The 25,093-nt window shown below is 68.4% G+C and carries 24 protein-coding genes and 1 tRNA gene; 15 read left to right on the top strand and 10 right to left on the bottom strand.

Going from position 1 to position 25,093, the window contains the following annotated elements:
* The first annotated feature begins 21 nt into the window (after positions 1–21).
* From sigM to trxA, 4 genes are all read left to right on the top strand, one after another.
* Positions 22–750 (top strand): RNA polymerase sigma factor SigM, encoded by a 729-nt coding sequence (gene sigM, locus ACIBTS_RS31425; RefSeq protein WP_399323821.1) that lies wholly within the window; start codon positions 22–24, stop codon positions 748–750.
* Complete coding sequence (locus ACIBTS_RS31420; protein ID WP_399323820.1) at positions 747–1,649, top strand: anti-sigma factor family protein; 903 nt, start codon at positions 747–749, stop codon at positions 1,647–1,649. The genes sigM and ACIBTS_RS31420 overlap by 4 nt, the downstream gene beginning before the upstream one ends.
* A gap of 178 nt (positions 1,650–1,827) precedes the next feature.
* Complete coding sequence (trxB, locus tag ACIBTS_RS31415; RefSeq protein WP_079661176.1) at positions 1,828–2,796, top strand: thioredoxin-disulfide reductase; 969 nt, start codon at positions 1,828–1,830, stop codon at positions 2,794–2,796.
* Between the two features lie 41 nt (positions 2,797–2,837).
* Positions 2,838–3,170: a thioredoxin gene (gene trxA, locus ACIBTS_RS31410; protein ID WP_079661175.1), complete on the top strand. Its 333-nt coding sequence runs from the start codon at positions 2,838–2,840 to the stop codon at positions 3,168–3,170.
* 97 nt (positions 3,171–3,267) lie between these two features.
* Here the strand turns inward: trxA and ACIBTS_RS31405 are convergent, their stop codons facing one another.
* The 9 genes from ACIBTS_RS31405 to rpmH form a co-directional block, all read right to left on the bottom strand.
* Positions 3,268–3,885 carry a GNAT family N-acetyltransferase gene (locus tag ACIBTS_RS31405; RefSeq protein ID WP_079661174.1) on the bottom strand — a complete coding sequence of 206 codons (618 nt, stop codon included), beginning with the start codon at positions 3,883–3,885 and terminating at the stop codon, positions 3,268–3,270.
* A 328-nt stretch (positions 3,886–4,213) separates the two neighbouring features.
* The gene (locus tag ACIBTS_RS31400; protein ID WP_399323817.1) at positions 4,214–5,314 is read right to left on the bottom strand and encodes a ParB/RepB/Spo0J family partition protein; all 1,101 of its coding nucleotides are present in this window, start codon (positions 5,312–5,314) and stop codon (positions 4,214–4,216) included.
* The gene (locus tag ACIBTS_RS31395; RefSeq protein ID WP_399323851.1) at positions 5,311–6,384 is read right to left on the bottom strand and encodes an AAA family ATPase; all 1,074 of its coding nucleotides are present in this window, start codon (positions 6,382–6,384) and stop codon (positions 5,311–5,313) included. Before ACIBTS_RS31395 ends, ACIBTS_RS31400 begins: the two co-directional genes overlap by 4 nt.
* Positions 6,385–6,634: 250 nt before the next feature.
* Positions 6,635–7,351, bottom strand: coding sequence for a 16S rRNA (guanine(527)-N(7))-methyltransferase RsmG (gene rsmG / locus ACIBTS_RS31390; RefSeq protein WP_319670887.1), 717 nt, complete (start codon positions 7,349–7,351; stop codon positions 6,635–6,637).
* A 118-nt stretch (positions 7,352–7,469) separates the two neighbouring features.
* Complete coding sequence (locus tag ACIBTS_RS31385; RefSeq protein WP_319337478.1) at positions 7,470–7,982, bottom strand: R3H domain-containing nucleic acid-binding protein; 513 nt, start codon at positions 7,980–7,982, stop codon at positions 7,470–7,472.
* Positions 7,983–7,997: 15 nt separating this feature from the next.
* Complete coding sequence (yidC, locus tag ACIBTS_RS31380) at positions 7,998–9,275, bottom strand: membrane protein insertase YidC (protein ID WP_399323815.1); 1,278 nt, start codon at positions 9,273–9,275, stop codon at positions 7,998–8,000.
* Positions 9,276–9,278: 3 nt separating this feature from the next.
* Complete coding sequence (gene yidD, locus ACIBTS_RS31375) at positions 9,279–9,632, bottom strand: membrane protein insertion efficiency factor YidD (protein WP_399323813.1); 354 nt, start codon at positions 9,630–9,632, stop codon at positions 9,279–9,281.
* Complete coding sequence (gene rnpA / locus ACIBTS_RS31370; RefSeq protein WP_079661167.1) at positions 9,629–10,000, bottom strand: ribonuclease P protein component; 372 nt, start codon at positions 9,998–10,000, stop codon at positions 9,629–9,631. The genes yidD and rnpA overlap by 4 nt, the downstream gene beginning before the upstream one ends.
* A gap of 21 nt (positions 10,001–10,021) precedes the next feature.
* Positions 10,022–10,159 carry a 50S ribosomal protein L34 gene (gene rpmH, locus ACIBTS_RS31365; protein WP_005482975.1) on the bottom strand — a complete coding sequence of 46 codons (138 nt, stop codon included), beginning with the start codon at positions 10,157–10,159 and terminating at the stop codon, positions 10,022–10,024.
* Positions 10,160–10,536: 377 nt separating this feature from the next.
* Here rpmH and dnaA point away from each other — a divergent pair, with 377 nt between their 5' ends.
* From dnaA to ACIBTS_RS31315, 10 genes are all read left to right on the top strand, one after another.
* Positions 10,537–12,540, top strand: a complete 2,004-nt coding sequence (dnaA, locus tag ACIBTS_RS31360; RefSeq protein WP_399323811.1) for a chromosomal replication initiator protein DnaA — start codon at positions 10,537–10,539, stop codon at positions 12,538–12,540.
* 924 nt (positions 12,541–13,464) lie between these two features.
* Complete coding sequence (gene dnaN / locus ACIBTS_RS31355) at positions 13,465–14,595, top strand: DNA polymerase III subunit beta (protein WP_079661164.1); 1,131 nt, start codon at positions 13,465–13,467, stop codon at positions 14,593–14,595.
* Between the two features lie 223 nt (positions 14,596–14,818).
* Positions 14,819–15,694, top strand: coding sequence for a phosphogluconate dehydrogenase (NAD(+)-dependent, decarboxylating) (gene gnd, locus ACIBTS_RS31350; RefSeq protein WP_399323810.1), 876 nt, complete (start codon positions 14,819–14,821; stop codon positions 15,692–15,694).
* Positions 15,695–15,746: 52 nt separating this feature from the next.
* Complete coding sequence (gene recF, locus ACIBTS_RS31345) at positions 15,747–16,868, top strand: DNA replication/repair protein RecF (RefSeq protein ID WP_319337491.1); 1,122 nt, start codon at positions 15,747–15,749, stop codon at positions 16,866–16,868.
* Positions 16,865–17,401 (top strand): DUF721 domain-containing protein, encoded by a 537-nt coding sequence (locus ACIBTS_RS31340; RefSeq protein WP_399323808.1) that lies wholly within the window; start codon positions 16,865–16,867, stop codon positions 17,399–17,401. Before recF ends, ACIBTS_RS31340 begins: the two co-directional genes overlap by 4 nt.
* A 397-nt stretch (positions 17,402–17,798) precedes the next feature.
* Positions 17,799–19,859 (top strand): DNA topoisomerase (ATP-hydrolyzing) subunit B, encoded by a 2,061-nt coding sequence (gene gyrB / locus ACIBTS_RS31335; RefSeq protein ID WP_180291564.1) that lies wholly within the window; start codon positions 17,799–17,801, stop codon positions 19,857–19,859.
* Between the two features lie 42 nt (positions 19,860–19,901).
* On the top strand, positions 19,902–22,496 hold the full coding sequence (gene gyrA / locus ACIBTS_RS31330; protein ID WP_399323805.1) for a DNA gyrase subunit A: 2,595 nt from the start codon (positions 19,902–19,904) through the stop codon (positions 22,494–22,496).
* A 19-nt stretch (positions 22,497–22,515) separates the two neighbouring features.
* Entirely contained in the window at positions 22,516–23,310 is a 795-nt protein-coding gene (locus tag ACIBTS_RS31325; protein WP_319670878.1) for a DUF3566 domain-containing protein, read from the top strand.
* A 124-nt stretch (positions 23,311–23,434) separates the two neighbouring features.
* Positions 23,435–23,511: transfer RNA gene (locus ACIBTS_RS31320), tRNA-Ile, on the top strand.
* A 55-nt stretch (positions 23,512–23,566) separates the two neighbouring features.
* Positions 23,567–23,860: a VOC family protein gene (locus ACIBTS_RS31315; RefSeq protein WP_319670877.1), complete on the top strand. Its 294-nt coding sequence runs from the start codon at positions 23,567–23,569 to the stop codon at positions 23,858–23,860.
* A 218-nt stretch (positions 23,861–24,078) separates the two neighbouring features.
* Here ACIBTS_RS31315 and ACIBTS_RS31310 read toward each other — a convergent pair whose 3' ends face one another.
* Positions 24,079–24,468, bottom strand: coding sequence for a DUF6344 domain-containing protein (locus tag ACIBTS_RS31310; protein WP_399323803.1), 390 nt, complete (start codon positions 24,466–24,468; stop codon positions 24,079–24,081).
* A 359-nt stretch (positions 24,469–24,827) separates the two neighbouring features.
* Here ACIBTS_RS31310 and ACIBTS_RS31305 point away from each other — a divergent pair, with 359 nt between their 5' ends.
* Positions 24,828–24,956 carry a DLW-39 family protein gene (locus tag ACIBTS_RS31305; protein ID WP_003999697.1) on the top strand — a complete coding sequence of 43 codons (129 nt, stop codon included), beginning with the start codon at positions 24,828–24,830 and terminating at the stop codon, positions 24,954–24,956.
* Positions 24,957–25,093: the final 137 nt, after the last annotated feature.

Below are 25,093 nucleotides of genomic sequence, written 5' to 3'. Positions count from 1 at the left end.
ACCGGAGGGGGAGGAGGTCCGATGGCGGAAGGCGCCGGATATGACGGAGTGAGCGACCAGGACCTCCTCACTCGCCACGTCGAGGGCGACCCCGACGCCTTCGGCGAGCTCGTGCGGCGTCACCGTGACCGGCTCTGGGCGGTGGCACTGCGCACGTTGGGAGACCGCGAGGAGGCCGCTGACGCCGTCCAGGACGCTCTGGTGTCCGCGTACCGGGCCGCCCACACCTTCCGCGGCCAGTCCGCCGTCACGACCTGGCTGCACCGCATCACGGTGAACGCTTGTCTGGACCGCGCCCGCAAAGCGGCTTCCCGCAAGACCTCACCGGTCGACGACACCGAGAGGCTGGAGCAGTTGCTCGAGCCGCACGAGGCGGCGTCGGCCCCCGCCGAACGCAATGACCTGCACCGCCAGCTCCTCGAAGCCCTGGGCACCCTCCCGCCCGACCAGCGGGCCGCCCTCGTCCTCGTCGACATGCAGGGCTACCCGGTCGCCGAAGCCGCCCGCATGCTCGACGTACCCTCCGGGACGGTGAAGAGCCGCTGTGCCCGGGGCAGAGCCAGGCTCCTGCCGCTGCTCACCCATCTACGGCCGGACGCCACTGGCGGCGGCGACAGAGAAACCCGCGCAGGACGGAACCGCACGCAGGGGACATCCGTCCCACCGGCAGCGGAACCTCGCGACGAGGGGCCGGGCAACGCCGGGACAGGCGATTCAGCTGCTGTGAAGGGCGGAGGTGGGCGAGCGTGACATCGACGACGGACACGACCGGGCACCCGGACGTCGCGGAGATCTCCGACCTCACCGAGGGCCTGCTCGCTCCCTCCCGAAGCGCCGATGTGCGTCGGCATCTGGACACCTGCGAACTCTGCGCGGACGTCCACGCCTCGCTGGAGGAGATCCGCGGTCTTCTGGGCGCTCTCCCCGGCCCGCCTCGAATGCCGGACGACGTCGCCCACCGCATCGATGCCGCGCTCGCCGCCGAGGCCCTGCTGAATGCCACGCCCTCGGAGAACGAGGATGCTCCGAAGAGTTCCGCCGGTGCGGCCGACGCCGACATGGACGCACTCCATGTTTCACGTGAAACAACGACGGCGACGGGCCGACCGGCGGGACATGCCCGCACCACCACCACCGGCCCGGGCCGCAAGGACCGCAAGCGGGCCGGACGCCGCAAGGTCGCCGTCCTCGGCGCGGTCTTCACGGCCGCGGCACTGGGGCTCGGTTCCGTCCTCGTGTCATCGCTCACGGGCTCCGGGCCGGGCAGTTCGGCCCATCAGTCCACCGGGCCGGACACGTTTTCCGCGAGCAAGCTGGAGTCACAGGTCACCGATCTCCTGGCCAAGGCCGGCGGCTCCCGTGCGTCGGAGGGCATGAAGGCCGAGGGTCAGTCCGGCAGCCCGGAGAACAGGACTTTCCTGCAGCCCCCCGCTGTGCCCCCGTGCGTCCAGCAGGGCATCGGACGCAGTGATGAGGCTCTCGCCGTCGAGGATGGCAGGTACCAGGGGACGGACGCCCTGCTTGTCGTGCTGTCCGACACCTCCGACAGCACCCGGGTCCGGGTCTACATCATGGACAAGACCTGTGTGAAGCATCCGTCGTCGAGCCCTGCCAAGGTTCTGTTGACGAACTCCTACACGCGTCACTGACGGTCGACGGCTCGTCTCGTTCCCGCGCTCGTATTCCCCGTGGCATCCCCTCCGGTGTCATCGCTCCGTGTGCCCGGACACACCGGGAATGCGCGCCCCTTAGGATCCGTTGGGTGGGGTGAGAGTCCAAGAAGCTCCCCCGGTCGACCGACGCAGTCCAGAGACGAGGAAACAAGCCGTGAGCGACGTCCGTAACGTGATCATCATCGGCTCCGGGCCCGCCGGCTACACCGCGGCCCTCTACACCGCACGCGCGTCGCTGAAGCCGCTGGTGTTCGAAGGAGCCGTCACCGCGGGCGGTGCCCTGATGAACACCACCGAGGTGGAGAACTTCCCGGGCTTCCAGGACGGCATCATGGGCCCCGAGCTCATGGACAACATGCGCGCCCAGGCCGAGCGCTTCGGCGCGGAACTGATCCCCGACGACATCGTCTCCGTAGACCTCACGGGTGAGATCAAGACCGTCACGGACACCGCCGGCACGGTCCACCGCGCGAAGGCCGTCATCGTGACGACCGGCTCCCAGCACCGCAAGCTCGGCCTGCCGAACGAGGACGCCCTGTCCGGCCGCGGCGTCTCCTGGTGCGCCACCTGCGACGGCTTCTTCTTCAAGGAGCAGGACATCGCCGTGATCGGCGGCGGGGACACCGCGATGGAGGAGGCCACGTTCCTCTCCCGCTTCGCCAAGTCCGTGACGATCGTCCACCGGCGTGACACCCTGCGTGCCTCCAAGGCGATGCAGGAGCGCGCCTTCGCCGACCCGAAGATCAAGTTCGTCTGGGACAGCGAGGTCGCCGAGGTCCAGGGCGACCAGAAGCTGGCCGGGCTGAAGCTGCGCAACCTCAAGACCGGCGAGCTCTCGGATCTGCCGGTGACCGGCCTGTTCATCGCGATCGGTCACGACCCGCGTACCGAGCTCTTCAAGGGCCAGCTCGACCTCGACGAGGAGGGCTACCTCAAGGTCGCCGCCCCCTCCACCCGCACGAACCTGACCGGTGTCTTCGCCGCGGGTGACGTGGTCGACCACACTTACCGCCAGGCGATCACCGCGGCCGGCACCGGCTGCTCCTCCGCCCTCGACGCCGAGCGCTACCTCGCCGCCCTCGCGGACGAGGAGCAGGCCGAGCCCGAGAAGACCGCTGTCTGACCCTCTCCCTCCCCACCGCACAAGGAATTAAGGAGCCCCCTGTGGCCGGCACCCTGAAGCATGTGACCGACGCCGACTTCGATGAGGTCGTCCTCAAGAGCGACAAGCCCGTCCTGGTGGACTTCTGGGCCGAGTGGTGCGGCCCGTGCCGCCAGATCGCTCCCTCGCTTGAGGCCATCGCCGCCGAGCACGGCGACAAGATCGAGATCGTCAAGCTCAACATCGACGAGAACCCGACCACGGCCGCCAAGTACGGCGTCATGTCGATCCCGACCCTGAATGTCTACCAGGGCGGCGAGGTCGCGAAGACCATCGTCGGCGCCAAGCCCAAGGCCGCGCTCGTCCGCGACCTGGAGACCTTCATCTCCGAGTGAGGCACTGAACCGTCCCGCCGACGGCCGATGTTTCACGTGAAACACGATGGGGCCGACCCGCAAGGGTCGGCCCCATCGCTGTGCCCCACACAACGCGTTACAGCGGGCGCAGCGCCGGCTCCTTCTGGACCGCCCCCAGCAACCGGTCGAGCGCCATCTCCACGTCCTCTTTCCAGGAGAGTGTGGTCCGCAGCTCCAGCCTCAGTCGAGGATGGACGGGATGGGGACGCACCGTCTTGAAGCCCACCGCCAGCAAGTGATCGGCAGGGAGCATGCAGGCAGGCTCTTTCCAACGAGCGTCGCCGAACGCCTCGATCGCCTTGAAGCCGCGTCGCAGCAGATCCTTGGCAACCGTCTGGACCATCACGCGGCCAAGTCCCTGGCCCTGGTAGCCCGGCATGATGAACGCGGTCATCAACTGCACCGCATCCGGCGACACAGGACTTGTGGGAAAGGCCGTCGAGCGGGGGACATAGGCGGGCGGCGCGTACAGGACGAAACCCACGGGAGCATCGTCCACGTAGACGACCCGACCGCACGACCCCCAGTCCAGCAGGACGGCGGAGATCCAGGACTCCTTCTCCAGGGAGGATGTCCCCGCCTTTACCGCGGCCGCACCGCTGACGGGGTCCAGCTCCCAGAAGACGCACGAACGACAGCGCTTGGGAAGGTCCTGAAGGTTGTCCAGCGTGAGCGGTACAAGCCGGCGCCCCATGAAGGCTGTTCCTCACTTCCTTCGCCCGCAGCATCGCGAGCGGCCGTCAGAGCACTCCGTTCTCTGAGCAGACTGCCGACGAAACCGCCGACCGCGCCCAGCCCCAGTCCGGCGCTCACCAATCCGGTCCGGCTCATCGTTCGCATGGCCCCCGCCTCCCGCTCCGAGGTACTGCAAGGTGGATGCGCCAAAGCCTCATCGCATCGTATCCACGATGCGATTCCGTCGATACCGACTGAAAGCAAAGAGCGAGCCGTGTTCCGATACGCACCGGACACGGCTCGCTCAGCGGATCCGACAGCCGACAGGGGCCCGGCCGAGCCGCGGCTCAGTCTTCCGATTCCTCGATGTCGCCCTCCACGAGGCCCTTCTGCATGACAGGGCCCTCACCGGGAGCGAGCGTGCCAAGGATGCGCTCAAGGTCCTCCATCGACGCGAACTCGACGGTGATCTTGCCCTTCTTCTGCCCCAGGTCGACCTTCACCCGTGTCTCGAAACGGTCCGAGAGCCGGGTCGCAAGGTCGGTCAGCGCCGGGGAGACCCGGCCACCGGCACGCGGCCCTTTGGCACGCTGAGCCGTCTGCGGACGTGATCCCATGAGGGTCACGATCTCCTCGACGGCCCGCACCGAGAGCCCTTCGGCCACGATGCGGTGGGCCAGCCGGTCCTGCTCTTCCGAGTCGTCCACGGAGAGCAGCGCACGGGCGTGACCGGCGGAGAGGACTCCCGCCGCGACCCTGCGCTGCACCGCCGGCGAAAGCTTCAGCAGCCGCAGTGTGTTGGAGACCTGCGGACGGGATCGACCGATGCGGTCCGCCAACTGGTCGTGCGTGCAGTTGAAGTCCTTCAGCAACTGGTCGTAGGCGGCTGCCTCTTCCAGCGGGTTCAGCTGAGCCCGGTGGAGGTTCTCCAGGAGGGCATCCAGGAGGAGCTTCTCGTCGTCCGTGGCCCGCACGATCGCTGGGATGGCCTCCAGGCCGGCCTCGCGGCAAGCCCGCCAGCGCCGCTCACCCATGATGAGCTCGTAGCGCGCGGGACCGGTCTGGCGTACGACGACCGGCTGGAGGAGACCGACCTCCTTGATGGAGGTGATGAGCTCGTGCAGCGCGTCCTCGTCGAAGACCTCACGGGGCTGGCGCGGGTTCGGCGTGATGTGGTCGAGGGGGATCTCCGCGAAGTGTGCGCCGATCGGCGCTGCGGGGGTCTCCAGGACGCCGTTCGCCGACAACTCCTCTGTTTCACGTGAAACATGCGGGAGCGTGGCCACCTTCGCCGCGGCCACCCCGCGGTCCGTCGTCAGAACCGGGACGGCTGCGGGGGATGTGGATCCCCCGCCTCCCACCGCGGCCTGCGCCGGAGTCTTCTCCGTCGGGGCAGCAGGGATCAACGCGCCAAGGCCACGGCCCAACCCCCTCCGTCGCTCACTCACTGGATCCCCTCCACCATGTTCGGGTTGTTCTGGGCGCCGATATGGGCGTGCGTCGGGTCGTAACTGACATCGACACCCTTCAGCGCAAGCTCTCGTGCTGCCTCAAGGTAGGAGAGGGCACCGCTCGATCCAGGATCGTAGGTCAGCACCGTCTGCCCATAGCTCGGCGCCTCGGAGATACGGACCGAGCGGGGAATGCTCGTCCGCAGCACCTCGTCACCGAAGTGGGTGCGCACCTCTTCGGCGACCTGCGACGCGAGACGCGTCCGGCCGTCGTACATGGTGAGCAGGATGGTCGACACATGCAGGGTGGGGTTGAGGTGCCCCCGTACCAGGTCGACGTTGCGCAGCAACTGCCCGAGCCCCTCCAGCGCGTAGTACTCGCACTGGATCGGGATGAGGACCTCGGCACCGGCGACCAGCGCGTTGACCGTCAGCAGGCCCAGGGAAGGCGGGCAGTCGATGAGGATGTAGTCCAGCGGCTGTTCGTATGCCTGGATCGCTCGCTGAAGACGGCTCTCACGTGCCACCAGGGAGACCAACTCGATCTCCGCACCGGCGAGATCGATCGTGGCGGGAGCGCAGAACAGGCCTTCTACATCGGGTACGGGCTGAACGACTTCAGCGAGGGGACGGCTCTCGACCAACACGTCATAGATGGACGGAACCTCGGCGTGGTGGTCGATCCCCAGGGCGGTGGACGCGTTGCCCTGCGGGTCGAGGTCGACCACCAGGACACGGCCCCCGTGCAGGGCCAGGGAGGCGGCAAGGTTGACCGTCGTCGTCGTCTTGCCCACCCCGCCCTTCTGGTTGGCGACCACGATCACACGGGTTTGTTCAGGGCGTGGCAGACCCTCGCCGGCGCGGCCCAGAGCCTCCACCGCGAGTTGGGCAGCACGACCGATCGGAGTGTCGTCCATGGGGGGCGGTGTTTCACGTGAAACATCCTCCCCGAACGACTCGGCACGGGGACCGGGGACCGGATCGGTCATCGGTCCCGCGATGTTGGCGTCGGACCGCAAGGATTCACTCTCCTCGACTTCAGGCTCGCAATGAACAGAGCCTCCCATGGCTTCGGGGTGGTGAACCAGTGAGGCCTGTTGTTCTGTGGAGAAATCCGCCTCTGTGGACAACTCCGGTACCTCATCGAGTGAACCGAGAGGCTTGCGGTCGCGGGGTTCGGCCGCGGCGCGGCCGCGACTGATAATGCCGTGGAGCAGGGAGCGACGTTTCACGTGAAACACGATGCACAGCGCCCGCGGCCGGGATCCTCGCGACACTCCGTGATGCGTGGGTTTGGCAGCTTGTGTGGAGTACGTCTCAGCGGCGTCGGCGCGCGCGGCCCGTGCGGGCCGCCTTGGCCCGTTTGGCCGCGAATCGCACACCGCCCGGGCTTTCCCCGACCTCGACCCGCACCACCGTGGACAGCGGATCGACGACGCCCTCGCCGACCTGCAGGATCGAGGTGCTCACGGCACCGAGCTTGTTCAGTGCCGAGGAGGCGCTCTTGAGCTCTTCCTCGGCGGTGTCGCCCTTGAGGGCGAGCATCTCGCCGTAGGGACGCAGCAGCGGGATGCCCCAGGCGGCCAGTCGGTCCAGGGGCGCCACGGCGCGGGCGGTCACCACATGGACCGGCGGCACCTTGCCCATGACCTCCTCTGCACGGCCCCGCTCCACCGTCACATGGTCGAGGCCGAGGAGCTCGACGACCTCGGTGAGGAAGTTGGTGCGTCGCAGAAGCGGCTCCAGCAGGGTGATCTTCAGGTCTTCCCGGACGAGCGCCAGCGGAATGCCGGGGAGGCCGGCACCCGATCCGACGTCGCACACGGTCACGCCCTCGGGCACGACCTCGGAGAGCACCGCGCAGTTCAGGATGTGTCTCTCCCACAGGCGGGGTACCTCTCGTGGGCCGATGAGCCCGCGTTGCACACCTGCCTCGGCCAGAAGCTCGGCGTACCGGACCGCATCACCGAAGCGATCGCCGAATACCTCACGTGCCACTTCGGGCGCAGGGGGGAGCTCCGCTGCCTCCGTCACGGGGACCGTCCTTCCGTACCGCATCAGCGCTTCGAGCGCCGACCACCAGAACTACCAGGCTGACAAAGACCGGCCCCGTCTGCGCTACAGACGGGGCCGGGGATACGTACGTACCGAATCAGTTGGGCAGCACGACGACGAAGCGCTGCGGCTCCTCGCCCTCGGACTCACTGCGCAGGCCGGCGGCCTTGACCGCGTCGTGCACGACCTTGCGCTCGAAGGGCGTCATCGGCTTCATCTTCACCGGCTCACCGCTGTTCTTCGCGTCGGCCGCGGCCTTGGCCCCCAGCTCGGAGAGCTCGGCCCGCTTCTTGGCGCGGTAACCCGCGATGTCCAGCATCAGACGGCTGCGGTCGCCGGTCTCCCGGTGCACGGCCAGGCGCGTGAGCTCCTGCAGCGCCTCAAGCACCTCGCCGTCCCGGCCGACCAGCTTGTGCAGGTCACGGGTGCCCGCGTCGCTGATGATCGACACAGAGGCGCGGTCGGCCTCGACGTCCATGTCGATGTCGCCGTCGAGATCGGCGATGTCCAGCAGACCCTCGAGGTAGTCCGCCGCGATCTCGCCCTCCTGCTCCAGGCGGGTCAGGGTGTCTGCACCCTCGGCGGCAGCGGAGGTGGTGCCTTCCGTCACGGGATGGGCTCCTTCTTACTTCTTGGACGGGGACTTGGGGCGCTGCGGGCCGCCCTTGCGCTGCCCGGACTGGGCCTTGCTGCGGCCTCCGGTGCCGGGCTTGGGAGCGTCCTGCTTCGCGGCTCCGGAGGGCTTGGCGTCCTCCGGCTCGTCGGACTTGCTCAGCAAGGTGGTCGGGGTGGTCTCGCCGGCCGCCTTGGGGGTCGTGGACTGTCGCTGGGACTTCGACTGCCGCTTGGGCTGCTGACGCTTGGCGGCGGCGCTGGTCGGCGTGCCGTCCTCGGCCTGGGCGGCTGCCTGGGTCTCGCTCTTGATCACGGTGCCGTCGGCCTGGGCCGCGAAGCCCACCTTGGTCAGACCGTTGATGAACTTGCGCTCGGCGTCGTTGCGGTCGCGGCCCTTGGCCACGATGGCCTTGACGATGGCCCTCTCACCGCGGCTGCGGGTCTTGCCGTGGTGCGTGACGTGCTTGTACAGGCGCTCCAGGTACGCGGCCTGAGCCTTGGAACCCGGCGTCGGGTTGTTGCGGATCACGTACATCTGCTGGCCCATGGTCCACACGTTGGTGGTCAGCCAGTAGACGAGGACACCGACGGGGAAGTTGATGCCGAAGACGGCGAACATGACCGGGAAGACGTACATCAGCATCTTCTGCTGCTGCATGAACGGCGTCTTCACCGAGGTGTCGACGTTCTTCGTCATCAGCTGGCGCTGGGTGAAGAACTGCGAGGCCGACATCAGCACGATCATGATCGCGGTGACGACGCGGACGTCCGTCAGCGAGGCGCCGAGCGACTCCACCTTCGCCGAGCCGTCGGTGAACTTCGCGGCCAGCGGGGCGCCGAAGATGTGCGCCTTACGGGCGCTGGCGAGCAGCGACTCGTTGATGACGCCGATCGTCGAGCCCGTGGCGATGCCGTTGAGCACGTGGTACAGGGCGAAGAAGAACGGGGACTGCGCCAGGATGGGAAGGCACGAGGAGAGCGGGTTGGTGCCCGTCTCCTTGTACAGCTTCATCATCTCTTCGGACTGACGCGCCTTGTCGTTCTTGTAGCGCTCCTGGATCTTCTTCATCTCGGGCTGGAGCGTCTGCATGGCCCGCGTCGACTTGATCTGCTTCACGAAGAGCGGGATCAGGCAGATACGGATCAGGATCACCAGAGACACGATGGACAGGCCCCAGGCCCACCCGGTGTCGGGGCCGAAGATGGCGCCGTACACCGTGTGGAACTGGACGATGACCCAGGAGACAGGTGTCGTGATGAAGCTGAAGAGGCTGGCAATCGTGTCCACTAATCATGCTCCTTGGGCATGGGACGGTGTCTCTGCGGCCGGGTCCGAAGCGAGGTTCTCTTCGGTGGCCGTTTCGGCGGCGGAGGTCCCGCCCCTGCGTGCACGCCAGGCGTCACGCAACATTTCGTGCCACCGCGGGCGCTTACGCGGCGGAACATGATCCACTCCACCCAGCGACCACGGATTGCACCGCAGGATGCGCCAGGCCGTGAGTGCCGTTCCCTTGATCGCACCGTGCCGGTCGATGGCCGTGTAGCCGTAGTGGGAACACGACGGGTAGTACTTGCACACCGGCCCGAGCAGCGGACTGATCGTCCACTGGTAGAGCTTGATCAGAGCCAGTAGCGGGTACTTCATCGCGCGCCCCCTCCCAGTAGCCGTTGCAGGGCGGCATCCAGGTCTTGGGCCAGCTGTGCGTGGTCGGCGTCGCCCGCCCCGGGCAGCGCCCGTACGACTACCAGGCTACCGGGGGGGAACAGAGTGACTCGGTCGCGCATCAGGTGACGCAGTCTGCGCTTCACCTGGTTGCGGACGACTGCGCCTCCCACGGCCTTGCTCACGACGAAACCCGCACGCGTCGGGGGAGCGCTCTCCCCAGGCGCGTGCGGGTCCGTGGCACCGCTACGAAGATGGACGACGAGGGTCGGGCGTCCGGCCCGACGGCCCCGTCGTACCGCGGTCGCGAAGTCCTCGCGCCGCCTCAGCCGATGCTCGGTAGGCAGCACGACGTCATGACCTGATCAGGATCAGGCGGACAGGCTCGCGCGACCCTTGCTGCGGCGGTTCGCGAGAATCGCGCGGCCGGCACGGGTACGCATCCGCAGACGGAAGCCGTGGGTCTTGGCGCGACGGCGGTTGTTCGGCTGGAAGGTGCGCTTGCTCACTCGGGGGCTCCAGAAATCAATCGGTGGTGGCGGGGTGCCGTCCTGGCTGTCACCGTGCGCCCACGAGGTAGCTCGCGGTCAACGCCCGAGTGCACCGCTTCCCGATCACCTGACGCGATCTGTGCCCATCGGAGGCAGGCGGCAGCAGCCATCGACAACTCGACCTGGTTACGGTACGCGCGGCTACGCCATCCGGTCAAACCGGCAGTCACGGGGAGACACTATCCACAGCCTGGGGACAACAACTTGAACCGCAGCCGTCGCCCTGACTACCTTGGCTGAACTCCGATTCGTTCCTTTGTCCCTGCCCCCGCCCGATATGAATCCCCGCCGTCCCACAACCACACGTTCGTGGGACCCACGAGAGAGCGTGCCCTGTGGCTGACGTACCTGCCGATCTTGCCGCAGTGTGGCCACGAGTACTGGAACAGCTCCTGGGTGAGGGCCGGGGCCAGGGTGTCGAGGTGAAGGACGAGCACTGGATCCGGCGCTGCCAGCCGCTCGCGCTGGTCGCGGACACCGCCCTGCTCGCCGTACCGAACGAATTCGCGAAGGGCGTCCTCGAGGGGCGCCTCGCGCCGATCGTCAGCGAGACGCTGAGCCGCGAGTGCGGCCGCCCGATCCGTATCGCGATCACCGTCGACGACTCCGCCGGCGAGCCCCCGGCCCCGCCGGCGCCCCCTGTCCAGCAGCAGCCGCGCTACGAAGAGCCCGAGCTGCCGTCCGGCCCGTACGACGGACAGCGGGACGGACAGCAGGAGGGCCGCTACGACGGCGGATACGACCAGGCGTACGACAGCCCGTACGAGAGCTACGGTCGGCATCGCGCCGAGCAGTTGCCGCCGACGCCCGGCGACCAGCTCCCCTCGCGCCCGGACCCGCTGCCCACCGCGCGGCCGGCGTACCCGTCGGAGTACCAGCGCCCCGAGCCCGGCGCATGGCCGCGGCCCCAGCAGGACGAGTACGGCTGGCAGCAGCAGCGCCTCGGTTTCCCGGAGCGCGACCCGTACGCGTCGCCGTCGCAGGACCAGTACGGCGGGCCGGCCTCCCAGGACCCGTACGGCTCCCCGTCGCAGGACTCCTACGGCCCGCCGTCGCAGGACTACCGCCCCCAGTCCATGGAGCGGCCGCCCTACGATCCGTCGCTGTACGAGCACAAGCGTGCGGAGTACGAGTCGTCGCGCTCCGACTACGACCAGCGCGAGCCGGGTCGGCGTGAGCTGCCCGAGCCGCAGGCCGGTCCCGGGCATCCGCACCGCGGCGGCCCGGGCGGTCCCGGCCAGCAGGGCTCGGGCGGTCCCGGGCCGTCGGGCGCGCAGTCCTCGGCGAAGGCCGGCCCCGGTGAGCCGACCGCGCGGCTGAACCCGAAGTACCTCTTCGACACCTTCGTCATCGGCGCCTCCAACCGGTTCGCGCACGCGGCCGCCGTCGCCGTCGCCGAGGCGCCCGCGAAGGCCTACAACCCCCTGTTCATCTATGGGGAGTCGGGCCTCGGCAAGACGCACCTGCTGCACGCCATCGGGCACTACGCGCGAAGCCTCTACCCCGGCACGCGCGTGCGGTACGTGAGCTCCGAGGAGTTCACCAACGAGTTCATCAACTCCATCCGCGACGGCAAGGGCGACAGCTTCCGCAAGCGGTACCGCGAGATGGACATCCTGCTCGTCGACGACATCCAGTTCCTCGCGGACAAGGAGTCGACGCAGGAGGAGTTCTTCCACACCTTCAACACGCTCCACAACGCCAACAAGCAGATCGTGCTGTCCAGCGACCGGCCGCCCAAGCAGCTGGTGACGCTGGAGGACCGGTTGAGGAACCGTTTCGAATGGGGTCTGATCACCGACGTCCAGCCGCCCGAGCTGGAGACGCGGATCGCGATCCTGCGCAAGAAGGCGGTCCAGGAGCAGCTGAACGCCCCGCCGGAGGTGCTGGAGTTCATCGCCTCCCGGATCTCGCGCAACATCCGTGAGCTGGAGGGCGCGCTGATCCGGGTGACGGCGTTCGCGTCGCTCAACCGGCAGCCGGTGGACCTTGGGCTGACCGAGATCGTCCTGAAGGACCTGATCCCCGGCGGTGACGACTCCACGCCGGAGATCACCTCGACGGCCATCATGAGCGCGACCGCCGACTACTTCGGCCTCACGATCGAGGACCTGTGCGGCAGTTCGCGCGGCCGCCAGCTCGTCACGGCCCGGCAGATCGCCATGTATCTGTGCCGCGAGCTGACGGACCTGTCGCTGCCGAAGATCGGAGCGCTGTTCGGCGGCCGTGACCACACGACGGTCATGCACGCGGACCGCAAGATCCGCAATCTGATGGCCGAGCGGCGCTCCATCTACAACCAGGTGACCGAGCTGACCAACCGCATCAAGAACGGCTGACGACGCCGGAGCACGCGTCGCGAGCCCCACCGAGAGCGCCCCCGGAGGACATCCGGGGGCGCTTTTCGTCGTTCCGGGGGCCGGGAGCGGGGACCGGCGACGCCGGACGGGGCTCGACGAGGGTCGTCCGCCGCTCACCCGTTGTTCGATTACTGGCCGGGTTACGGCCACTCTCCACAGATTCGGTGACTTTTTCCCGTCCACACCCTGGGGACCGGGAAGTTGTCCAGACTGTATCCACAGGCGTCCTGGGTAAGGGACGATCGGACCAGGTCAACAGGCTGTGGATTCGTGGACGAAGGATCTCCACAGGCTGTGGACAAAAAAATGATCCACAGGCTGTGCATGAAGTTGTCCACCGGCAACCCACAGGCTGAGGCCGGTTGTCCCCAGCGATCTCCGGCTTCTCCACATGTCTGTCCACTGTTCGGCAACCCGACGCGCCTCCTCACCGGGTCGAGTGAAAGGCGTCACACGAAGTTGCCGGGTTGGCCTGTGGGAAAGACGGGTAAAGCTGGGGACGGCGCTGGGGACAAGTCGCCCCTCCCTGTGCATGGGGTGTGCAGAACTTTCTGTTCTCCACAGAAGACCCCGGTTATCCACCGCCTCCGCCCACAGGGCCAGTGGATAAAAAACCGCCTCTGAGCTGCGAAAACGGGGTTATCCACGGTATCCACAGGCCCTACTACTACTGACAACTAGAGAGAGCTGGGAATCCGTTTCGAAGCGGGGCCTGTGCACAACTCGCTCTTCGCTGCCCGGCCGCCCCTCGTCACGACTTGACCCCGAGGGGCACCGACTGACAGTGCGGTGCGTCAGACTGGTCCCCGATGGTCCTTCCCCTCGACGGGACCGACCACACCGAGACAGATGACGAAGGCCAGGCAGGGCGAGAAGCGCCGGCAACAGCAGGAGGCGGCAAGAGTGAAGATCCGGGTGGAACGCGACGTACTCGCGGAGGCCGTGGCCTGGGCGGCGCGCAGCCTCCCGGCCCGCCCGCCGGCGCCTGTCCTCGCCGGCCTGCTGCTGAAGTCCGAGGACGGCCAGCTGAGCCTGTCGAGCTTCGACTACGAGGTCTCCGCGCGGGTCTCCGTGGAGGCCGAGGTCGAGGAGGAGGGCACGGTCCTCGTCTCCGGCCGCCTGCTCGCGGACATCTGCCGCGCTCTGCCCAACCGCCCGGTGGAGATCTCCACAGACGGTGTACGGGCGACGGTGGTCTGCGGCTCCTCGCGGTTCACCCTCCACACCCTGCCGGTGGAGGAGTACCCGTCCCTGCCGCAGATGCCGAACGCGACGGGCACCGTCCCCGGCGAGGTCTTCGCCTCCGCGGCCGCCCAGGTCGCCATCGCCGCCGGGCGTGACGACACGCTGCCCGTCCTCACCGGTGTGCGCATCGAGATCGAGGGCGACACGGTCACGCTGGCCTCCACCGACCGCTACCGCTTCGCGGTCCGCGAGTTCCTGTGGAAGCCGGAGAACCCGGAGGCCTCCGCGGTCGCCCTGGTGCCCGCCAAGACGCTCCTGGACACCGCCAAGGCCCTCACGAGCGGCGACAGCGTCATCCTGGCGCTGTCCGGCTCCGGCTCCGGCGAGGGCCTGATCGGCTTCGAGGGCGCGGGCCGGCGTACGACGACCCGCCTCCTGGAGGGCGACCTCCCGAAGTACCGCACCCTGTTCCCGACCGAGTTCAACTCCGTCGCCGTGATCGAGACCGCCCCCTTCGTGGAGGCCGTCAAGCGCGTGGCCCTGGTCGCCGAGCGCAACACCCCGGTGCGGCTGAGCTTCGAGCAGGGCGTGCTCATCCTGGAGGCCGGCTCCAGCGACGACGCACAGGCTGTGGAGCGCGTCGACGCCCAGCTGGAGGGCGACGACATCTCGATCGCCTTCAACCCGACCTTCCTGCTGGACGGCCTGAGTGCCATCGACTCGCCGGTCGCCCAGCTGTCCTTCACGACGTCCACGAAGCCCGCGCTGCTCAGCGGCAAGCCGGCGCTGGACGCGGAGGCGGACGAGGCCTACAAGTACCTGATCATGCCGGTGCGCCTCAGCGGCTGACCGGCTGACCGGCCCCCGCGTCGGCGTCGCCCCCGGCGTCGGAGGTCGTCCACAGGCTGTGGCCGAAGGGTCCCCGGTCTGTGGACGAAGCCGCAGGTGAGCGGCGAGATGGGCAGCACGTCTGAGCGCGTATGCCCACAGGTGTGCGTGACGGTCCGGGTTTAGGCTCGGACATGGGTACGAAGGTGCCCCACACGCCACACAGCGACCTAAGGAACAACTGATGGAGCTCGGTCTCGTCGGCCTCGGCAAGATGGGCGGCAACATGCGCGAGCGGATCCGCCGCGCCGGCCACACCGTCGTCGGATACGACCGCAACCCGGACCTCGCGGACGTCCACAGCCTCAAAGAGCTTGTGGACGGCCTCGCGGCCCCGCGGGTGGTCTGGGTGATGGTCCCGGCCGGCGCCGCCACGCAGTCGACCGTCGACGAGCTCGCCGAGCTGCTGGAGCCGGGGGACGTCGTCGTGGACGGCGGCAACTCCCGCTGGACGGACGACGAGAAGCACGCCGAGGAGCTGGCGGCCAAGGGCATCGGCTTCGTCGACTGCGGCGTCTCCGGCGGCGTCTGGGGCCTGGACAACGGCTACGCGCTGATGTACGGCGGCGAGAAGGAGCACGTCGCCAAGGTGCAGCCGGTCTTCGACGCGCTCAAGCCCGAGGGCGACTTCGGCGCGGTGCACGCCGGCAAGGTCGGCGCCGGCCACTTCGCGAAGATGGTCCACAACGGCATCGAGTACGCCATGATGCAGGCCTACGCCGAGGGCTGGGAGCTGCTGGAGAAGGTCGACTCCGTCACGGATGTGCGCGAGGTCTTCCGCTCCTGGCAGGAGGGCACGGTCATCCGTTCCTGGCTGCTCGACCTGGCCGTCAACGCCCTCGACGAGGACGAGCACCTCGACAGGCTGCGCGGCTTCGCACAGGACTCCGGCGAGGGCCGCTGGACCGTGGAGGCCGCGATCGACAACGCCGTGCCGCTGCCCGCGATCACGGCCTCGCTCTTCGCGCGGTTCGCCTCCCGGCAGGAGGACTCGCCGCAGATGAAGATGATCGCGGCGCTGCGCAACCAGTTCGGCGGCCACGCCGTCGAGAAGAAGTAATCCACAGGGTCGCCCCGCGATCCACAACCCTGGGGGAGGTCGGCGAACGACCATGCACGTCACGCATCTGTCGCTGGCCGACTTCCGCTCGTACGCCCGGGTCGAAGTTCCGCTCGACCCGGGCGTCACCGCCTTCGTGGGCCCCAACGGGCAGGGCAAGACCAACCTCGTCGAGGCCGTCGGCTACCTCGCCACCCTGGGCAGCCATCGGGTCGCCTCGGACGCGCCCCTGGTCCGCGTGGGCGCCGACCGCGCGATCATCCGGGCGCAGGTCAAACAGGGCGAGCGGCAGCAGCTGGTCGAGCTGGAGCTGAACCCGGGCAAGGCCAACCGCGCCCGCATCAACAGGTCCTCGCAGGTCAGGCCCCGTGACGTGCTGGGCATCGTACGGACCGTGCTGTTCGCGCCCGAGGATCTCGCACTGATCAAGGGCGATCCCGGTGAGCGGCGCCGCTTCCTGGACGAGCTGATCACCGCGCGCTCCCCGCGCATGGCGGGCGTGCGCTCCGACTACGAGCGGGTGCTCAAGCAGCGCAACACGCTGCTGAAGTCGGCCGCGCTCGCCCGGCGGCACGGGGGTCGCTCCATGGACCTGTCGACCCTGGACGTGTGGGATCAGCACCTCGCGCGCGTGGGCGCCGAGTTGTTCGCCCAGCGGCTCGACCTGGTGGCCGCGCTCCAGCCGCTGGCGGACAAGGCGTATGAGCAACTGGCCCCGGGCGGCGGTCCGGTGGCCCTGGAGTACAAGCCGTCGGCGCCGGGCGAGGCGCACACGCGTGAGGACCTCTACGGGCAGCTGATGGCCGCGCTCGCGGAGGTCCGCAAGCAGGAGATCGAACGGGGCGTCACCCTCGTGGGGCCCCATCGGGACGATGTGATTCTCAAACTCGGCTCCATGCCCGCCAAGGGATACGCCTCCCACGGCGAGTCCTGGTCCTACGCGCTCGCCCTGCGGCTGGCCTCCTACGACCTGCTGCGGGCCGAGGGCAACGAGCCGGTGCTGGTCCTGGACGACGTCTTCGCCGAGCTGGACGCCCGGCGGCGGGAGCGGCTGGCCGAACTGGTCGCGCCCGGCGAGCAGGTGCTGGTGACGGCCGCCGTCGACGACGACGTACCGCATGTGCTGGCCGGGGCGCGGTACACGGTGTCCGAGGGGACGGTGGAGCGCGTATGACCGCCGACGAGTCGGCCCCGAAGAAGGCGACCGAGCCGTCCGGCGTCGACCTCGCGCGCGTGGCGCTCAGGGCGGCCCGCGCGCAGGCACGCGCGCGTGGGGACGCGGCACAGCAGAAGAAGCAGGCCCGGCGCGGGGGCGGTCTGCGCTCCGGCGCGCGCGCCGACGGCCGCGACCCGATGGCGCTGGGCGCCGCGATCAACCGGCTGCTCACCGAGCGCGGCTGGGAGGCGCCGGCCGCGGTGGGCGGTGTGATGGGCCGGTGGCCGCAGATCGTCGGCGAGGACGTCGCCAAGCACTGCGTGCCCGAGCGCTACGACGAGGACGAGCGGGTGCTGATCGTGCGCTGCGACTCCACGGCCTGGGCGACGAACCTCAGGCTGCTCGCGCCGACCCTGGTCGCGCGCCTCAACGAGGATCTGGGCCATGGCGCGGTGCGGCTGATCAAGGTGCTCGGTCCCGGTGGCCCCGCGCGCCGCTACGGCCCCCTCAGGGCCCCTGGAAGCACCGGTCCCGGCGACACCTACGGGTGACGTGCGTCACGTGTTCGAAGGCCGGGCCGGTCCCGTGACGACCGCCCGGCCTTCGTCGTGGGCGCCCGCCCGCGGTGGCTGATTCGGACCTGACTCCCAAGTAGCCAAGGGTTGACACCCGGAAGCGCTGAGTGCCTCCGTGAGCCTCTTGGAGCCCCCATCCACATATCGGGACCCGGAAGAGACCGGTTGAGGGCGGCACATGCGGACTCAGGTACCGGCAAACCCCCATCACTGTCGGTGCTACCGGTAGACTGAAGCCAATCCCGCCCCGAACGTGGGGACCGCCCGGGAAAAGCTGAGCAACGCTGATCAAGGCTTACCAACGCAACATGCCGCAGCCGCTCCGGCAACCTGCCGACGAGCCTGGCTGGTGCTGTGCCAGAAAGGGCGCTTCGTGGCCGATTCCGGCAACCCCAACGAGAACATCCCGTCCACCGACGCCGGCGCGAACAGCGAGGCAAGCACCTCGAGCCACGAGGTCACCGCCTCCTACGACGCCAGCGCCATTACCGTCCTCGAGGGTCTGGACGCGGTCCGCAAGCGACCCGGTATGTACATCGGCTCCACCGGTGAGCGCGGTCTGCACCACCTCGTGTACGAGGTCGTCGACAACTCGGTCGACGAGGCGCTGGCCGGCCACGCGGACACCATCGACGTGACGATCCTGGCCGACGGCGGCGTGCGGGTCACCGACAACGGCCGAGGCATCCCGGTGGGCATCGTCGCCTCCGAGGGCAAGCCGGCCCTCGAGGTCGTGCTGACCGTGCTGCACGCGGGCGGCAAGTTCGGCGGCGGCGGCTACGCGGTCTCCGGCGGTCTGCACGGCGTCGGCGTCTCGGTGGTGAACGCGCTGTCGAGCAAGGTCTCCGTCGAGGTGCGCACGGACGGCCACCGCTGGACGCAGGACTACAAGATGGGCGTCCCCACGGCGCCGCTCGCCAAGCACGAGGCCATCGAGCAGACCGGCACCTCGGTCACCTTCTGGGCCGACGCGGACATCTTCGAGACCACCGAGTACTCCTTCGAGACGCTGTCGCGGCGCTTCCAGGAGATGGCGTTCCTCAACAAGGGTTTGACGATCAAACTCACTGACGAGCGCGAGTCGGCGAAGGCCACCGCCGGCGCGGACGAGGCGGGTGCGGACGAGAAGGACGAGGTCAAGACCGTCACGTACCACTACGAGGGCGGCATCGTCGACTTCGTGAAGTACCTCAACTCCCGCAAGGGAGACGCGGTGCACCCCACCGTCATCGACCTGGAGGCGGAGGACAAGGACAAGAGCCTGTCCCTCGAGGTCGCCATGCAGTGGAACAGCGGTTACAGCGAGGGCGTCTACTCCTTCGCCAACATCATCCACACGCATGAGGGCGGTACGCACGAGGAGGGCTTCCGCGCGGCGCTGACGAACCTCGTCAACAAGTACGCGCGCGACAAGAAGCTGCTGCGCGAGAAGGACGACAACCTCACGGGCGACGACATCCGCGAGGGTCTGACGGCGATCATCTCGGTGAAGCTGAGCGAGCCGCAGTTCGAGGGCCAGACCAAGACCAAACTGGGCAACACGGAGGCGAAGACCTTCGTCCAGAAGGCGGTCTACGAGCACCTCAACGACTGGCTGGACCGCAACCCGGTCGAGGCGGCGGACATCGTCCGCAAGGGCATCCAGGCGGCCACCGCGCGCGTGGCGGCCCGCAAGGCCCGCGATCTGACCCGCCGCAAGGGTCTGCTGGAGTCCGCGTCGCTGCCTGGCAAGCTCTCCGACTGCCAGTCCAACGACCCCACCAAGTGCGAGATCTTCATCGTCGAGGGTGACTCCGCCGGCGGCTCGGCCAAGTCCGGCCGCAACCCGCAGTACCAGGCGATCCTCCCGATCCGCGGCAAGATCCTCAACGTCGAGAAGGCGCGGATCGACAAGATCCTGCAGAACCAGGAGATCCAGGCGCTGATCTCCGCGTTCGGCACCGGGGTCCACGAGGACTTCGACATCGAGAAGCTCCGCTATCACAAGATCATTCTGATGGCGGACGCCGACGTCGACGGCCAGCACATCAGCACCCTGCTGCTGACCTTCCTGTTCCGCTTCATGCGGCCGCTGGTCGAGGCCGGGCACGTGTACCTCTCCCGTCCCCCGCTCTACAAGATCAAGTGGGGCCGGGACGACATCGAGTACGCGTACTCCGACCGCGAGCGCGACGCGCTGATCGAGATGGGCCGCCAGCGCGGCAAGCGGGTGCGCGAGGACTCCATCCAGCGCTTCAAGGGTCTCGGCGAGATGAACGCCGAGGAGCTGCGCGTCACCACGATGGACCAGGAGCACCGCGTCCTCGGCCAGGTCACCCTCGACGACGCCGCCCAGGCCGACGACCTGTTCTCGGTCCTCATGGGCGAGGACGTCGAGGCGCGCCGTGCCTTCATCCAGCGCAACGCCAAGGACGTCCGCTTCCTCGACATCTGAGTCGGTCTCAGCTGACCGCACCAGGAAGGATCCCCACCAGCAATGACCGACGAGAACACTCCCGTCACCCCTGAAGAGGGCGGCGACATCGCCATGCGCATCGAGCCCGTCGGGCTCGAGACGGAGATGCAGCGCTCGTACCTCGACTACGCGATGTCCGTCATCGTCTCCCGCGCGCTGCCCGACGTCCGCGACGGCCTCAAGCCCGTCCACCGCCGCGTCCTGTACGCGATGTACGACGGCGGCTACCGGCCCGAGCGCGGCTTCTACAAGTGCGCCCGCGTCGTCGGCGACGTCATGGGCAACTACCACCCGCACGGCGACTCCTCGATCTACGACGCGCTGGTCCGCCTCGCGCAGCCGTGGTCGATGCGGATGCCGCTGGTGGACTCCAACGGCAACTTCGGCTCTCCGGGCAACGACCCGGCGGCCGCCATGCGCTACACCGAGTGCAAGATGGCGCCGCTGTCGATGGAGATGGTCCGTGACATCGACGAGGAGACCGTCGACTTCACGGACAACTACGACGGCCGCTCCCAGGAGCCGACCGTCCTGCCGGCCCGCTTCCCCAACCTGCTGATCAACGGCTCGGCCGGTATCGCGGTCGGTATGGCGACCAACATCCCCTCGCACAACCTGCGCGAGGTCGCCTCGGGCGCCCAGTGGTACCTGGAGAACCCGGAGGCCTCGCACGAGGAGCTCCTGGACGCGCTGATCGAGCGCATCAAGGGCCCCGACTTCCCGACCGGCGCCCTGGTGGTGGGCCGTAAGGGCATCGAGGAGGCGTACCGAACGGGTCGCGGCTCGATCACCATGCGGGCGGTCGTCGAGGTCGAGGAGATCCAGAACCGCCAGTGCCTGGTGGTCACGGAGCTGCCCTACCAGGTCAACCCCGACAACCTTGCGCAGAAGATCGCCGACCTGGTCAAGGACGGCAAGATCGGCGGCATCGCGGACGTCCGCGACGAGACGTCGTCCCGTACGGGCCAGCGCCTGGTGATCGTCCTGAAGCGGGACGCGGTCGCCAAGGTCGTCCTGAACAACCTGTACAAGCACACGGACCTGCAGACGAACTTCGGCGCCAACATGCTGGCCCTGGTCGACGGCGTCCCGCGCACGCTCTCGCTCGACGCGTTCATCCGCCACTGGGTGACGCACCAGATCGAGGTCGTCGTCCGCCGTACGCGCTTCAGGCTGCGCAAGGCCGAGGAGCGGGCGCACATCCTGCGCGGCCTGCTGAAGGCCCTGGACGCCATCGACGAGGTCATCGCGCTGATCCGGCGCAGCGACACCGTCGACATCGCGCGCGGGGGCCTGATGAGCCTCCTGGAGATCGACGAGATCCAGGCCAACGCCATCCTCGAGATGCAGCTGCGCCGCCTCGCCGCCCTGGAGCGCCAGAAGATCGTCCAGGAGCACGACGAACTCCAGGCGAAGATCAACGAGTACAACCAGATCCTCGCGTCGCCGGTCCGCCAGCGCGGCATCGTGAGCGAGGAACTCGCCGCGATCGTCGAGAAGTACGGCGACGACCGCAAGACGATGCTGGTGCCCTACGACGGTGACATGTCCATCGAGGACCTGATCGCCGAGGAGGACATCGTCGTCACCATCTCGCGCGGGGGCTACGTCAAGCGCACGAAGACGGACGACTACCGCTCCCAGAAGCGCGGCGGCAAGGGCGTACGGGGCGCGAAGCTGAAGGAAGACGACATCGTCGACCACTTCTTCGTCTCCACCACGCACCACTGGCTGCTGTTCTTCACCAACAAGGGCCGCGTCTACCGGGCGAAGGCGTACGAGCTGCCCGACGCCGGGCGTGACGCGCGTGGACAGCACGTCGCCAACCTGCTGGCCTTCCAGCCGGACGAGGCGATCGCCGAGATCCTCGCGATCCGCGACTACGAGGCGGCGCCGTACCTGGTCCTGGCCACCAAGGGCGGTCTGGTGAAGAAGACGCCTCTGAAGGATTACGATTCGCCGCGTGCCGGTGGTGTCATCGCGATCAACCTCCGTGAGACGGAGGACGGTTCGGACGACGAACTGATCGGAGCCGAACTCGTCTCGGCCGAGGACGATCTGCTTCTGATCAGCAAGAAGGCGCAGTCGATCAGGTTCACCGCCACGGACGAGGCGCTGCGCCCCATGGGCCGTGCCACCTCGGGCGTCAAGGGCATGAGCTTCCGTGAGGGCGACCAGCTGCTCTCGATGAATGTTGTTCGACCCGGTACGTTCGTGTTCACTGCCACAGACGGCGGGTACGCGAAGCGGACCGCTGTCGACGAGTACCGCGTCCAGGGTCGCGGCGGCCTCGGTATCAAGGCCGCCAAGATCGTCGAGGACCGTGGTTCTCTCGTCGGCGCGCTGGTGGTCGAGGAGACCGATGAGATCCTCGCCATCACGCTGTCCGGCGGTGTGATTCGTACGCGAGTCAACGAGGTCAGGGAGACGGGCCGTGACACCATGGGCGTCCAACTGATCAACCTGGGCAAGCGCGATGCCGTCGTCGGTATCGCACGTAACGCCGAGGCGGGGCGCGAGGCGGAAGAGGTCGACGGCGAGGGCGCCGTGGACGAGTCCGCCGAGGCAGCCACGACCACCGGCACGGACGAGGGTGAGTCGCCCTCGACCGAGTAGGTACGAGGAGTGAGTCATCGTGAGCGGAGCCACGGGCGCCGGTACGTCTGCCGGTACGGACAAGAACGGCGGCGGCCGTGGCTCCGCCGCGCCGGGGGGGAACGCGCGTACGACCGACGCGCGGGGCGCCGGGGGCGGTGACGGGCGTCCGGCGGACACCCACACGACCCAGCTGAAGGCCATCAAGGCGCCCGTGGCTGACTCGCCCTCGCCGTCGTCCTCGCCCGACACGCAAGGATCAAAGGGATCCCAGGGGGGAACCGTGACTGACACCCGAGGCGCGCAGGCCAAACAGCCTGCCGAAGGCTCGCCGCTGCCCGGGGAACGGCAGCCGCAGCAGCCCGCCGGGCCCTACCACCCGCCGCAGGCCTACCCGACGCAGGCGCCCCCGGCGCCGGCCGGCGCCGTACGGCGCCCGCGGACCGGCGTCCGTACCACGCCCCGCGTGCGCAAGGCGCGGCTGCGGGTGTCGAAGGCCGACCCGTGGTCGGTGATGAAGGTCAGCTTCCTGCTCTCCATCGCGCTCGGCATCTGCACGATCGTCGCGGCCGCCGTGCTGTGGATGGTCATGGACGCGATGGGTGTCTTCTCGTCGGTCGGCGGCACGATTGCGGAGGCGACCGGCTCGAACGAGTCGAACGGCTTCGACCTCCAGGCGTTCCTGTCGCTCCCCCACGTCCTGATGTTCACGTCGATCATCGCGGTCATCGACGTCGTCCTCGCGACGGCCCTCGCGACGCTCGGCGCGTTCATCTACAACCTCTCGGCCGGCTTCGTCGGCGGCGTCGAGCTGACGCTCGCCGAGGACGAGTGAGCTTTGTCGTCGCAGCGGTTTCAAACCTCCCCCGAGGGCCCCGCGACTATCGATTTTGGGACTGCCCACGTCGTGCGCTAATCTTCAGGAGTCAGCGCGCGGGACACACACCGCAGAGCGCGGCGGGGCTATAGCTCAGTTGGTTAGAGCGCATCCCTGATAAGGATGAGGCCACAGGTTCAAATCCTGTTAGCCCCACCAGCCAGAAGACCCCTGGACCTTTGGTCCGGGGGTTTTTGGCGTCTATGGCTGCGGTTTGCAGCGGCTGCGGTCTGCCGATGGCGGGCATGCCTACTCCGATGACGAGTTCGAGATCCGCGCGGAGCCCGATCGCCTGCCGGGGTTGGAGTTCGTGCGGGTCGACGAGGGCCGGACGGCGAAGAGCCGACTGCATCTCGACTTCAGGCCCGATGACCAGGCCGCCGAGGTGGCCCGCCTCGAGGCCCATGGCGCGAAGCGTGTCGACATCGGCCAGGGCGAGCAGTCGTGGGTCGTCATGGCAGACCCCGAGGGCAACGAGTTCTGTGTCCTTGGCCAACGGCGTAAGTGAGAACCCCGGCGAAGGCCCCCGACCGGTCATGGTCGGAGGCCCTCGGCGTATCCGGGGGACGCGAGGCGGGGCGCCCCGAACGAAGACCGGCGGTTGCCAACCACCGCTGACGCCGACGACGACGCACGGCGAAGGCCCGGTGGCTCCTGGGGGAGCTGCCGGGCCTGGTCCGTGCGGGCTGTACGCAAGTTCGCCGTTACGTCGGGGGGTGGGGGTGCTCAGCGCTGGAGGGGGATGGCTGGTTCGGCTGGTTCGTCCGGGTCCGCGGGGGCGCAGGCGGTTGTGGTGTGCTCGGCCGGGTCCGTGTCCGGGAGACCGCGGTGGCGGCAGCCGGGGGACTTGCCGTGCGCCTCGGCGCGGATGCGCTGTTTCATCGTGGGGGGCAGGGAGCGGGCTTGGGGCCAGACCCGGGGGGTCGAGATCGTCGGCCAGGCCGTGGTGCGCGCGGTGGCGTCGCTCTCGCTGCTGCGCGTCGGCTCGGTCCGGGCCGACGCCGTCGAGGCCGACGCCGTCGCGGCGGTCGTCGTGATGAGTCCGAGCGCCGTGCACAGCGCGAGGAAGGCGGTGACGATCGTGGTCCACAGCGTCATGACCCGGTTCTCGGTCATGGCCCCTCACTTTCGGGTTGGGCGATTTGCGTACTTTCCTCATGATGTGTATGGAGGCCGCGAAGTGGTGGACCGACGCTCGCGGCGTGGCGTTGTTCCGATGAACACCACTCGTATGGACGCAAGAGGCCATAAAACGGGAGGAGAGGCGAAGAAAGGTGAGTAAGTGGTGTGAGCGGGGGCGAATCTCACCCTCTGTGGAGATGTGATCACCCTCCGATCGGAGTGATGAGATCCGCTTCTACTGCGCTGCCGAGGGCGGGAGTTGAGCGGCGGGCGTAGGTCACCGATCGGTATCGGCCGGTGTGTATAGTCGGGCGCCAGAGGTCCCCTACGTCAAGGAAAGACGAGGTCGCGCGGTGAAGAAGCTTCTCCTGGTCGCACTGGCCGCCATCGGCGGGCTCCTTGTGTACCGCCAGATCCAGGCGGATCGCGCCGAGCAGGATCTGTGGACGGAGGCGACTGACTCCGTGCCCACGGGTTCGTGAGTATCGATACCGAAGACTGAGCAAACCCCGGCCGCCGCTCGCGGTCGGGGTTTTGTGTTGCGCGTTCCCGGGACCGCGGTTAGAAGCGGGCTTTTCGGACGCTCGTGCCGGATGCGCGGGTGACGCGCGCGCGGGCG

This window comes from Streptomyces sp. NPDC050121, assembly GCF_044460385.1.
Taxonomy (GTDB): domain Bacteria; phylum Actinomycetota; class Actinomycetes; order Streptomycetales; family Streptomycetaceae; genus Streptomyces; species Streptomyces soliscabiei.
The sequence above is the reverse complement of the archived record's forward strand: the minus strand, read 5'-3'. Positions and strand labels throughout refer to the sequence as shown.

Coding starts and splice junctions, on each gene's coding strand:
- sigM (WP_399323821.1), top strand. CDS start 22: ATGGCGGAAGGCGCCGGATATGACGGAGTGAGCGACCAGGACCTCCTC.
- ACIBTS_RS31405 (WP_079661174.1), bottom strand. CDS start 3,885: ATGGGGCGCCGGCTTGTACCGCTCACGCTGGACAACCTTCAGGACCTT.
- ACIBTS_RS31395 (WP_399323851.1), bottom strand. CDS start 6,384: ATGGGAGGCTCTGTTCATTGCGAGCCTGAAGTCGAGGAGAGTGAATCC.
- yidD (WP_399323813.1), bottom strand. CDS start 9,632: ATGAAGTACCCGCTACTGGCTCTGATCAAGCTCTACCAGTGGACGATC.
- gnd (WP_399323810.1), top strand. CDS start 14,819: ATGGAGCTCGGTCTCGTCGGCCTCGGCAAGATGGGCGGCAACATGCGC.
- recF (WP_319337491.1), top strand. CDS start 15,747: ATGCACGTCACGCATCTGTCGCTGGCCGACTTCCGCTCGTACGCCCGG.
- ACIBTS_RS31340 (WP_399323808.1), top strand. CDS start 16,865: ATGACCGCCGACGAGTCGGCCCCGAAGAAGGCGACCGAGCCGTCCGGC.
- gyrA (WP_399323805.1), top strand. CDS start 19,902: ATGACCGACGAGAACACTCCCGTCACCCCTGAAGAGGGCGGCGACATC.
- ACIBTS_RS31310 (WP_399323803.1), bottom strand. CDS start 24,468: ATGACCGAGAACCGGGTCATGACGCTGTGGACCACGATCGTCACCGCC.